Raw genomic sequence first — 12,290 nt, 5'->3', positions numbered from 1 at the left:
CCATTTTGGGTTTACGCTGAGTGAGCGTTCGGTCAAAAGAGATGAATCCACTTAGGTGCAAAGGGGAAGTAGTTATGAATCTACAAATCTAGTTCATGAAAGGATGTCGATTGTATGCGAAAGACGGTTATTGTATCCGGTGCACGGACACCATTCGGAAAATTCGGGGGAGCGCTGAAGCCTTTTTCAGCGTCACAGCTGGGCGGTGCAGCCATTAAAGAAGCGTTGGAACGGGCAGGACTGGACGGCGAGAAAGTTGATGAGGTCATTATCGGAAACGTCCTCCAGGGTGGGCAGGGACAGATCCCTTCCCGACAGGCGGCGCGCGAAGCCGGTATCCCATGGGAAGTCAAAACTGAAACCATCAACAAGGTGTGTGCATCAGGGCTGCGTAGTGTCACGCTTGCTGATCAGCTGATTCGTCTTGGCGATGAGGATATTATCGTTTCCGGTGGAATGGAAAGTATGAGCAATGCACCATATATTTTGCCTGACACCCGCTGGGGAAACCGGATGGGCGACAAAAAGGTAGTCGATATGATGGTTCACGATGGACTGACTTGTTCATTTGCAGGTGTTCATATGGGCACTTACGGCAACAGCACGGCCGAGGAATACGGCCTAACAAGAGAAGCACAGGATGAATGGTCGTACCGCAGTCACCAGCGGGCAGTCGAAGCGATTGAGGACGGGAAATTTGCTGAAGAAATCGTATCACTGGAAGTCCCGCAGCGAAAAGGGGATCCGATTGTGGTTGATACGGATGAGGCTCCACGTAAAGATACCAGTTTGGATGTTCTGGCAAAATTGCGGCCGGCGTTTGACCGTGACGGTACGATTACAGCGGGAAATGCCCCTGGAGTGAACGACGGTGCCGGCGCGTTTGTAGTCATGTCTGACGAAACAGCAGAACAGTTGAACAAAACACCGCTGGCCGTCATTCATGGTCATGCGGAAGTGGCCGTTGAATCCAAAGACTTTCCAAAAACTCCAGGGCTGGTCATCAATAAGTTGCTTGAGAAAACCGGCTATTCTCAAGATGATATTGACTTGTTCGAGATTAATGAGGCATTCGCAGCGGTATCGCTGGCCAGCGGAAAAATCGCAGGTATCGATGCCGGAAAAATCAACGTAAATGGTGGTGCGGTCGCATTGGGCCATCCAATCGGCGCGAGCGGTGCACGGATTATTTTGACATTGATTCATGAATTAAAACGACGCGGTGGTGGACGTGGCATTGCGGCCATCTGCAGCGGCGGTGGCCAGGGTGATGCGATGCTTTTGGAAGTGCCGAAGCAATAATGGGATAGCGGTCGCTGAATTGCAGCCGGTTCGTCAAAGTAACGGTTAAAACGTTACAGTTAGGGCAAAGTCACCAAAGTTTATCGCCACCGCAAGATGATAAACGTGTTCCAGGCAGGAATGTTGAAGCAAAGTGACTCAATTCCAAGGGGGCAATAAATATGATAATCCAAAAAGTTATGGTAATTGGGGCAGGCCAGATGGGCTCAGGTATCGCCCAGGTCTGCGCTCAATCCGGTTATGATGTTTTATTGAATGACGTGAATGAACAAGCACTTCAAAAAGGAATGCAACGTATCGAAGGACTTCTGACAAGGTCTGTCCAGAAGGAACGGATCAGCGAAGAGGAGAAAAACGATACGCTTTCCCGCCTGCAATCGACGACCACTATACAGGAAGTTAAAGATTGCGACATGACAGTTGAAGCGATTGTCGAAAATAGGAACGTGAAAGCAAACGTATTTCGTGAACTGGATGAATACGCATCGAAACATGCGATTCTGGCGAGTAATACCTCATCACTTCCCATTACAGAAATTGCAGCATTAACAAATCGCCCGAGGCAGGTGATCGGGATGCATTTTATGAATCCGGTTCCGGTCATGAAATTGGTCGAAGTCATCCGTGGGCTGCAGACAAGTGATGAAACGTATCAGGCAGTGGCTGATATGGCAAAAAGTCTTTCGAAAACAGCTGTTGAAGTGAATGACTACCCTGGGTTTGCGGCCAACCGAATTTTAATGCCGATGATCAATGAAGCCATTTACACATTGCATGAAGGCGTGGCTTCAGTTGAAGACATTGACACGGTGATGAAACTCGGCATGAACCATCCGATGGGGCCGCTGACATTGGCTGATTTTATCGGACTGGATACGTGTCTTTACATCATGGAAGTACTGCATGATGGGTTTGGCGACAGCAAATACCGCCCATGCCCGCTCTTAAAAAAATATGTCAACGCCGGTTGGTACGGTAAAAAATCAGGCAGAGGTTTTTACCAGTACGGTTAATCGAAATTCACCGCCGGCAGTAAAAACATCGGTGTTTTCTGGAGTTGACCAGTAAAGCAACCGAATTGACAGGTATGACAATCATGAATTACCGAAAGGAGGGCATGGCACATGAACCTTCACTTAACGGAAGAACAGAACATGATGCGTAAAATGGTCCGGGACTTTGCCGTAAAAGACGTACAGCCAGAAGTTGAGCGAATGGAACGGGAGGACCGTTTTCCCACTGAGCTTATCCAAAAAATGGGGGAACTCGGGCTGATGGGGGTTCCGGTTCCGGAAACGTATGGTGGAAGCGGCATGGACTATACGTCATATATTATCGCCATTCATGAGCTGGCGAAAGTAAGTGCAACACTTGGGGTTATCCTATCGGTTCATACATCGGTCGGTACTAATCCGATTTTGTATTTTGGCAATGAGGATCAGAAAAACAAATACCTGCCTAAACTGGCCACGGGTGAATACCTGGGAGCGTTTGCCTTAACGGAACCCGGAGCTGGATCGGATGTTGCGAATATGACAACACGAGCCGTGAAAGACGGTGATCACTATATTCTTAAGGGATCTAAAATGTTTATTACCAATGGCGGGTATGCGGGTACATATGTCACTTTTGCCCGGACAAGTGATGAAACGGGATCGAAAGGAATCAGCGCTTTTATTGTTGAACAAGGCACACCGGGCCTGGAAATCGGGAAACCTGAAAAAAAGATGGGGCTGCACGGGTCGAGCACCGTTCAGGTGAACTTTGATCACTGTGTCGTTTCAAAAGAACAGCTTCTTGGTGAAGAGGGCGATGGTTTCAAAATTGCGATGGCTAATTTGAATATCGGGCGCATCGGCATTGCTGCTCAGGCTTTGGGTATCGGCGAAGCGGCCCTTGAGCACGCCACGGCTTATGCTAAGGAGCGGCAACAATTCGGCCAACCAATCGCTGAAAATCAAGGAGTCGCGTTTAAGCTTGCGGATATGGCGACTGAGATCGAGGCTGCCAAACTACTGGTCTATCAGGCTGCAGCATTGGTTGAACGTGGGGTTGAATCCGGTAAAGAAGCATCGATGGCCAAAATGTATGCCGCGAAAACAGCACGAAAGGCAGCCATTGAAGCTGTCCAGGTTTATGGCGGTTATGGTTACACAGAAGATTATCCGGTTGAACGGCTTTTCCGTGATGCCAAAGTAACGGAAATTTATGAGGGAACAAATGAAATCCAGCATATCGTCATAGCAAAAAATCTGCTTGGCTAAAAACTCGGGCAAGCGAATTTGGCTGATTCTCCGGGACCAGACGGGCAGTTTTGGATGCATAGATCTTGAAGGGGGTAAACGTACTATGAATTTTCAATTGACCGAAGAACAGGAAATGCTGCGTAAGATGGTTCGTGATTTTGCCAAAAAAGATGTGGAGCCAACCGCAGCTGAACGTGATGAAGAGGAACGCTTTGACCGCGTGATTTTCGATAAAATGGCTGAACTTGGCCTGACAGGAATTCCCTGGCCGGAAGAATACGGCGGCATTGAGGCGGATTTTGTCAGTTATGTGATTGCCATAGAAGAGCTATCACGCGTCTGCGCTTCAACTGGCGTAACCTTGTCAGCGCACCTGTCATTGGCAAGCTGGCCGATTTACAAATATGGGAACGAAGAACAGAAGAAAACATTCCTGTACCAGCTGGCAACGGGTGAAGCACTGGGCGCTTATGCGCTTTCTGAGCCAGGGTCCGGCAGTGATGCGGCAGGCATGAAGACCGTAGCCAAACAAGACGGTGATGATTACATTCTAAACGGCAATAAAGTTTGGATCACCAATGGCGGTGTGGCTGACATTTATATCGTTTTTGCCCTCACGGACCCCGAGCGTGGGAATAAAGGCATCAGTGCTTTTATTGTAGAAAAAGATATGGAAGGGTTTACCACCGGCAAGAAAGAAAAGAAACTCGGTATCCGATCATCCCCGACGACAGAACTGATTTTTGACAATTGCCGCGTACCAAAGGAAAATCTGCTTGGTGAAGAAGGACAAGGCTTCAAAATTGCCATGTCAACACTGGATGGCGGACGCAACGGAATCGCTGCCCAGGCACTTGGGATTGCTCAAGGCGCGCTGGATGCTGCTGCAGATTATGCGAAAGAACGAGAACAGTTCGGCAAACCGATCGCAGCCAACCAGGGCATCTCGTTCAAACTGGCGGATATGGCGACGGAGGTAGAGGCATCCCGTCTATTAACCTATCAGGCAGCATGGCTTGAATCAGAAGGCGAACCATATGGAAAAGCATCTGCCATGTCAAAATTATTTGCAGGCGATACCGCTATGCGTACAACAACTGAAGCAGTGCAGGTATTTGGTGGGTATGGCTACACGAAGGACTACCCAGTCGAGCGCTACATGCGTGATGCCAAAATCACGCAAATTTATGAGGGTACAAACGAAATCCAGCGTCTGGTTATTGGCAGGATGCTGACAAAGTAGAGTATTAAGCTTAGTTGGCTCAAAATCCAAAATTCGAGCGAGCGCAGCAGAAAAACGATCGAGTGCGGCGGAAAATCGAGCGAGTGCATCGGGAATTCGAGCGAGCACAGCGGAAAGTCGAGCGAGCGCAGCAACAAAAACGTGCAAACACCATTCAATAGAAAGGGGGACTGCTGCATGTCCAATAACCAAGTCGTTTCTTCTGTTAAAGATACCGGTCTGGTTGAGAAGCGGCGCAACCAGATGATTAAGGGCGCGATTGCTTTATTTAAGGAGAAAGGCTTTCACCGCACAACAACAAGAGAAATTGCCAGAGAGTCGGGATTCAGTATCGGAACGTTGTATGAATATATCCGGACGAAGGAAGATGTGCTCTTCCTTGTCTGTGACGCGATCTATGACCAGGTCAGGGACCGCCTGGAAGCGTCCGCTGACTGGCAGAATCCATCCGTTGCCAATTTGGAAAAGGTCGTTGAATCATTTTTTCGACTGATGGATGACATGCAGGAAGAAATCATCATCATGTATCAGGAAGTTAAGTCACTCAAAAAAAAGACGAAAGAGTATGTCCTAAATAAGGAACGGGATATGGTGGCCATGCTTGACAAAATGATTCGCGCAAGCCTGCCGCAAGCCATTGCCAAACAGGATGCAGCGCTTATCGCCAATAATATTTTTGTTCAGGGACAAATGTGGGCATTCAGAAGGTGGATGCTGCAGAAACAATTCACACTGGAAGCATATATTGAACGTCAAATGCATTTTCTGCTGCAATCCCTGGCAATCGACAAGGTTTAGTGCAATGAGACACACTGATCCGGAACTTTAAACAGGAGGGGTTACATGGAACAAGTTCAGACCTATAAACCGGTGAATCCTGTCCGGTTTGTTACGGCATCAAGTTTATATGACGGGCATGATGCATCGATCAACATTATGCGCCGGATTCTGCAGTCGAGCGGAGCAGAGGTTGTGCACCTCGGGCATAACCGGTCAGTGGAAGAGGTCGTCTATGCGGCGATTCAGGAGGATGCCCAGGGAATTGCGATCTCATCCTATCAGGGCGGGCATGTGGAGTATTTCAAATACATGATCGACCTGCTCAATGAATTGGGAGCCAGTCACATTAATGTATATGGCGGTGGCGGTGGTACCATCATCCCCCGGGAGATTAAAGAACTGGAGGATTATGGTGTTTCAAGCATTTTTTCACCGGACAATGGACGGGAAATGGGGCTGCAGGGCATGATCAACAACATGCTGGAGGAGTGTGATGTTCTGCCGCCAACTGATATGAAAGCGGCTCTGGAAGGATTGCCGACAGGTGAGCGGCAAGCGGTAGCCCGTTTGATTACCTATATCGAAAACTACGATGACGATGATGAAGCGAAACAGGCCGCCATGGATCAATTGCGGTCACAGTCGAACAACGCACCAGTGCTGGGCATCACCGGTACAGGTGGTGCGGGGAAAAGTTCGCTGACCGATGAATTGATTCGCCGCTTCATCAATGAAATACCTGACAAAAAAATTGCCATCGTTTCCATTGATCCGACGAAAAAGAAAACTGGTGGCGCACTGCTGGGGGACCGTATCCGGATGAATGCGATTTTTACGGATCGTGTTTATATGCGGTCACTCGCCACACGGGGATCACGAACCGAGCTGTCACAGGCACTTCAGGATATTCTCGATGTTCTGCGTGCCGCAAATTATGATTTTATTATTGTTGAAACGAGTGGGATTGGTCAGGGGGACGCGGCGATCACGGATATCACCGATTTGTCCATGTATGTGATGACAGCCGAATTTGGCGCGCCGTCACAGCTTGAAAAAATCGATATGATTGACTTTGCTGATTTTGTTGTCATTAACAAGTATGAACAAAAGGGGTCTGAAGATGCGCTGAATCAGGTCCGGAAACAATACGAACGCAGTCATTTGCTGTTTGGCGGAGACAAGGAAAAATACCCTGTTTTCGGTACTATCGCCAGCCAGTTTAATGATGCGGGGACGAACGCCCTGTTTGCTTCCATGGTTGACACGCTGAATGAACAATTCGGCTGGGAAAATACCGTCGATTTTGAGCGACATACGATTGCTGAAAAGCAAAACATGATCATTACGAATGAGCGGCGTCATTATTTACGTGAGATTGCTGTGCATATTCGGGACTACCATCAAAAAACAGAACAGCAAACGAACATCGCCCGGAAACTTTACCAGCTTGAAGGCGCAAAAGACGTGCTGGATGATGACGCAAGTATTGAAATGATTGACCAGGCCATTCAGACATACAAAGAAAAGCTGGATCACCGTTCGGAAAACATGCTGAAAAACTGGGACGAAACGAAAGAAAAATACAGTCAGGACAAAATGACGTTTTCTATTCGTAACAAAGAGGTGGAAATGGATCTAACAACTGAATCCATTTCCGGGCTAAAAATCCCAAAAGTCCTGCTGCCGAAATACATGGACTGGGGGGACCGCTTAAAATGGCTGATGAAGGAAAATGTTCCGGGGGCGTTCCCGTTCACGGCAGGTGTCTTTCCATTCAAACGCAAAGGGGAAGACCCGACACGCCAGTTCGCCGGTGAAGGCACACCGGAACGGACGAATCGCCGCTTCCATTATTTATCGAAAGACAGTGAGGCAAAACGGTTGTCCACCGCTTTTGATTCCGTGACGCTTTACGGCGAAGACCCGGCACCGCGCCCGGATATTTACGGGAAAGTCGGGGAGAGCGGTGTAAGCATTTGTACATTGGCTGACATGAAAAAACTGTACGATGGATTTGATTTGACCGATCCGAGGACGTCTGTTTCGATGACGATCAACGGGCCGGCACCGATCATTCTGGCCATGTTTTTTAATACAGCGATCGATCAGCAGTTGGCGAAATTCAAGGAAGAAAACGGCCGGCAACCAAATCGTGAAGAATATGAAACGATTAAGGATGAGACGATATCCGTTGTGCGTGGAACGGTGCAAGCAGATATTTTAAAAGAAGATCAAGGCCAAAATACATGCATCTTCTCAACGGAATTTGCACTCAGAATGATGGGGGATATTCAGCAGTATTTCATCGACAAACATGTGCGTAATTATTATTCGGTGTCCATCTCTGGCTATCATATCGCTGAAGCTGGGGCGAATCCGATCACCCAGCTAGCCTTTACATTGGCAAACGGGTTTACGTATGTGGAGTATTACTTAAGCCGTGGCATGGATGTGAATAAATTTGCGCAAAATCTATCGTTCTTCTTTTCCAATGGACTGGACCCGGAATATACCGTCATCGGCCGGGTAGCCCGCCGCATTTGGGCGGTTACAATGCGGGACAAATACGGCGCGGAGGAGCGAAGTCAGAAACTGAAATACCATGTTCAGACGTCGGGCCGCTCCCTGCATGCTCAGGAAATTGATTTTAACGATATCCGCACCACCCTGCAGGCGTTGCTCGCCATTCAGGACAACACGAACTCGCTGCATACGAACGCCTATGATGAAGCGATTACGACACCAACGGAGGAATCTGTGCGACGTGCGATGGCCATTCAGATGATTATTAATAAAGAGTTTGGCTTGACCAAAAATGAGAATTCGCTGCAGGGGTCATTTATTGTCGAAGAACTGACTGATCTTGTGGAGGAGGCTGTCCTGCAGGAATTTGAAAAAATGAATGACCGTGGCGGTGTGCTCGGGGCAATGGAACGGCAATACCAGCGCGGCAAAATCCAGGAAGAATCGCTGTACTATGAAGGGAAAAAACATTCCGGGGAGCTTCCGATTGTCGGGGTGAACACGTACATGAATCCGAACCCGCCATCAGCTGAGAAAATTGACTCGATGGAACTTGCTCGCGCCTCTACAGAGGAAAAGGAGCATCAGATTAGTGAACTGCACACATTTCAGGATACGCACAAGGAACATACGGAAACGGCACTGGAAAAGCTGAAGAACGTGGCGGCATCCGGCGGCAACATTTTTGCCGAACTGATGGAAACCGTGAAAGTGGCCAGTCTTGGTCAAATCACCAATGCACTCTACGAAGTCGGCGGCCAGTATCGGCGGAATATGTAATAAGAATAGCGCAGGGTGCCTTGTTCATCTTAAGCAAGAATTTGTGATCGCGGGTTTTGCCACGTAAAATAATTGCTTAAGACCTCGAGGGGGTAGATGCTGGCCGGCTAAGTTCGGCACGTCCTGTGCCAACGCCGGCACTAGTACGTCCTGTACGTCGAAGCTGGACATGACTTAATATAGCCAGAAATTTTATACATTCTTATCTTTCATTGAAAGGAATCGGCGTCATGAACCGATTCCTTTTATAGATCGACCTCCGTGAAGCCCCTGCAAAAGGTTTGTTTTCAATGAACTTATTGTTTCTGCTGGCATATTCTACCCATTTTTGTTTATAATGAATGGTATGATTTAAGTGAATCTGTACAAAAACGTTAACGATAAGGCGTGATTGCCTTGATCATGAAATATACGAAAAAAGGGAGTGCGGTATCGTGAGTCTGAAAAATTACAGCCGCGAGGAACTTGAAGTCACCTCAATGATTGAGCTGGCCAATGAAATTTTACATGAGGAAAAGAAAGCACAGAATTTTAATGATTTGTACAACAGAATAGCTGAAATGAAAGACTTCACAGAGGAACAGAAGCAGGAATTTATGGCGCAATTTTACACGGATCTAACAATAGACGGCAGGTTTCTGACAATAGAATCTGGTGTATGGGGGCTGAAGCGGTGGTATCCAGTCGAACAAATGGATGAAATCGTCACTGCAGAAGCACCAAAGAAAAAGAAAAAGACGAAGGCAAAAGCAAAAAAGAAAAAAGAAGAAGTCCCGCGTGAACAGCCTGAGGAAGGGGACTTGGACATAGTTGACGATAATGTTGAAATCCTGACCAATAAATTTGAAGATGATGCACCGGATGAAAGTGACGACATTGACGATAATGAGGGCTTTGACGATGAACTTGATGAAGCTGATGACGACTTCGATGCTGATGAGGACGATGAGGAGCTCGATGATAGTGATGATGAAGAGGACAATAAAAATTAAGAAAAGCGCAGGGCGTCTTGTTCGCCCCTGAAAAGCTTAAGCAAGCATTTGTAGTGGCGGGTTTTGCTACGTAAAATGATTGCGTAAGACCTCGAGGGGGTAGATGCTGGCCGGCTAAGTTCGGCACGTCCTGTGCCAACGCCGGCACTAGTACGTCCTGTACGTCGAAGCTGGACATGGCTATTGTTGACAGAGATGAATATAGCCAAAAACTTATCTTTTTAAAAAGCTGCTTGACTTTTTAGATGCCGATGCGTACAATTTTTATTGGGCTCGCTAAACGTATAAATAAAAAGCGCTCCCCCTGTGCATAAAGGGGGAGCGCTTTTTATTGTTTGGTAAACTCGATTCCCGGTGTTTAACTTTTAACGAAAGATATATCCTAATCACAGAAGTTATGAACGAATACAACAAAATCATACAGAAAGAAGAGGGATCATCATTGACGAAATATATTTTTGTGACTGGTGGTGTTGTGTCGTCGCTTGGCAAAGGGATCACAGCGGCATCACTTGGCAGGCTTTTGAAAAATCGGGGATTGAAGGTGACGATTCAGAAGTTTGACCCATACATTAACGTTGACCCCGGCACGATGAGCCCATACCAGCATGGAGAGGTGTTTGTGACTGAGGACGGGGCGGAAACGGATCTCGATCTGGGACATTATGAGCGGTTCATTGATATTAATTTAAATAAGTACAGCAATATTACAACCGGAAAAGTGTACTCGAGTGTTATTAAGAAAGAACGCCGCGGGGATTATCTTGGCGGAACGGTGCAGGTGATTCCGCATATTACCAATGAAATTAAGGAACAGGTTTTCCGTGCGGGACAGGCTACCAAGGCAGATGTCGTCATTACCGAAATCGGCGGGACTGTCGGGGATATTGAATCATTGCCGTTTCTGGAAGCCATCCGGCAAATCAAGAGTGACATTGGACGGGAACATGTCATGTATATTCACTGCACGCTTGTGCCGTACATTAAAGCGGCTGGTGAGATCAAGACAAAACCAACCCAGCATAGTGTGAAGGAATTGCGTTCATTGGGTATCCAGCCTGACGCGATCGTATTACGCTCAGAGTTGCCGATCAGTCAGGAAATGAAGGAAAAAATTGCGTTGTTCTGTGATACCGACAAAGAAGCGGTTATTGAGATGCTTGATGCGGATACATTGTACCAGGTCCCGATTTCTCTACAAGACCAGCACCTTGATCAACTGACATGTGATCATCTGGGACTCAGGCTTAGTGAGGCTGACATGCAGGAGTGGGAACAGCTGATAAGAAGTGTGCGGAATTTATCCAACACCACGGTTATCGGGCTTGTCGGGAAATACGTGGAGCTACCGGATGCGTACTTGTCAGTTGTCGAAGCGTTGAAGCATGCCGGGTTCGCTTATGATACGACGATTGAGGTCAAATGGATTAACTCGGAAAAGCTGGATAATGAATCCATTGCAAGTGAACTGGAAACGGTCGATGGTGTGTTGGTCCCAGGCGGTTTCGGCGATCGCGGAATCGAAGGGAAAATTGCAGCCATTCGCTATGCCCGTGAACATAATAAACCGTTTTTGGGCATTTGCCTGGGGATGCAGCTTGCGACGGTCGAGTTTGCCCGGAATGTTCTGGGACTTGAACACGCGCATTCTGCTGAAATAGATCCGGCCACACCACATCCGATTATTGACTTATTGCCTGAGCAGAAAAATATTTCAGAATTAGGCGGAACGTTACGGCTCGGCAGCTATCCATGCAAGCTGATGGATGGCACGAAAACGAAACAGGCTTATGGCAACGACGATCTGGTATATGAACGGCATCGCCATCGGTATGAATTCAATAACGACTACCGCGAGCAATTTTATCACAACGGCATGATTCTTTCCGGAAAGAGTCCTGATGACCGGCTGGTTGAAACAATCGAAATTGCTGATCACCCGTGGTTTGTAGCCTGTCAGTTCCATCCTGAATTCAAATCACGCCCGAACCACCCACAGGCACTGTTTCATGGGTTTATTGGAGCGGCATGCCATAACCGTACAGATTAGGCTTGATGCATACGAAAAATCCAAATAGGAGCTGCCCTGCTTTTCCTCTAGTCTTTTACCGAGAGGAAGCAGGGTTTTTTAGCAACGTCAGAAAGTATAAATGATGGTTGACCTTATAAGAAAAACTTCGGCACTCGCTATAAGACGAGGCGAATGCCGAGTTTTTCTAAAATGTGGAACTTGCAAAGTTGTATGCGGGATAAAGAACGTATATTCGACTCATTTAGGGAATATTCACTTTGAAACAGGCATTATTTCCATAGAATTGCTGAATTAAAATCGATTTTTGTTCTTTAAAAAGAAGGTTTTTAGGAAATTTTGTAGAATAATAACCAGTGAAAAGCACATAGAAATGAGGTAGTGGGGTGGTCAAG

8 protein-coding genes are annotated in these 12,290 nt (G+C 47.3%); all 8 read left to right on the top strand.

Annotated features, from left to right (window positions below; all coding sequences use genetic code 11):
- The first annotated feature begins 114 nt into the window (after positions 1–114).
- A complete protein-coding gene (locus E4U82_RS06895) occupies positions 115–1,302 on the top strand; it encodes an acetyl-CoA C-acetyltransferase (protein ID WP_135109468.1) in 1,188 nt (395 codons plus the stop codon).
- Between the two features lie 161 nt (positions 1,303–1,463).
- Positions 1,464–2,315, top strand: coding sequence for a 3-hydroxybutyryl-CoA dehydrogenase (locus E4U82_RS06890; RefSeq protein WP_135109466.1), 852 nt, complete (start codon positions 1,464–1,466; stop codon positions 2,313–2,315).
- A gap of 111 nt (positions 2,316–2,426) precedes the next feature.
- Positions 2,427–3,566: an acyl-CoA dehydrogenase gene (locus E4U82_RS06885; RefSeq protein WP_135109464.1), complete on the top strand. Its 1,140-nt coding sequence runs from the start codon at positions 2,427–2,429 to the stop codon at positions 3,564–3,566.
- An 85-nt stretch (positions 3,567–3,651) separates the two neighbouring features.
- A complete protein-coding gene (locus E4U82_RS06880) occupies positions 3,652–4,791 on the top strand; it encodes an acyl-CoA dehydrogenase (RefSeq protein WP_135109462.1) in 1,140 nt (379 codons plus the stop codon).
- Between the two features lie 177 nt (positions 4,792–4,968).
- On the top strand, positions 4,969–5,589 hold the full coding sequence (locus E4U82_RS06875) for a TetR/AcrR family transcriptional regulator (RefSeq protein WP_135109460.1): 621 nt from the start codon (positions 4,969–4,971) through the stop codon (positions 5,587–5,589).
- Between the two features lie 45 nt (positions 5,590–5,634).
- Complete coding sequence (icmF, locus tag E4U82_RS06870) at positions 5,635–8,874, top strand: fused isobutyryl-CoA mutase/GTPase IcmF (protein ID WP_135109458.1); 3,240 nt, start codon at positions 5,635–5,637, stop codon at positions 8,872–8,874.
- Between the two features lie 434 nt (positions 8,875–9,308).
- Complete coding sequence (rpoE, locus tag E4U82_RS06865; protein ID WP_135109456.1) at positions 9,309–9,866, top strand: DNA-directed RNA polymerase subunit delta; 558 nt, start codon at positions 9,309–9,311, stop codon at positions 9,864–9,866.
- 442 nt (positions 9,867–10,308) lie between these two features.
- Complete coding sequence (locus tag E4U82_RS06860; protein ID WP_135109454.1) at positions 10,309–11,916, top strand: CTP synthase; 1,608 nt, start codon at positions 10,309–10,311, stop codon at positions 11,914–11,916.
- The last annotated feature ends 374 nt before the right edge of the window (positions 11,917–12,290 follow it).

Source organism: Lentibacillus salicampi (genome assembly GCF_004565465.1).
Classification (GTDB): domain Bacteria; phylum Bacillota; class Bacilli; order Bacillales; family Amphibacillaceae; genus Lentibacillus; species Lentibacillus salicampi.
The sequence above is the reverse complement of the archived record's forward strand: the minus strand, read 5'-3'. Positions and strand labels throughout refer to the sequence as shown.

What these genes read in the sequence shown, in the direction of transcription:
- E4U82_RS06890 (WP_135109466.1), top strand. Translation starts at nt 1,464, where the DNA reads ATGATAATCCAAAAAGTTATGGTAATTGGGGCAGGCCAGATGGGCTCA.
- icmF (WP_135109458.1), top strand. Translation starts at nt 5,635, where the DNA reads ATGGAACAAGTTCAGACCTATAAACCGGTGAATCCTGTCCGGTTTGTT.
- E4U82_RS06875 (WP_135109460.1), top strand. Translation starts at nt 4,969, where the DNA reads ATGTCCAATAACCAAGTCGTTTCTTCTGTTAAAGATACCGGTCTGGTT.
- E4U82_RS06885 (WP_135109464.1), top strand. Translation starts at nt 2,427, where the DNA reads ATGAACCTTCACTTAACGGAAGAACAGAACATGATGCGTAAAATGGTC.
- E4U82_RS06895 (WP_135109468.1), top strand. Translation starts at nt 115, where the DNA reads ATGCGAAAGACGGTTATTGTATCCGGTGCACGGACACCATTCGGAAAA.
- E4U82_RS06880 (WP_135109462.1), top strand. Translation starts at nt 3,652, where the DNA reads ATGAATTTTCAATTGACCGAAGAACAGGAAATGCTGCGTAAGATGGTT.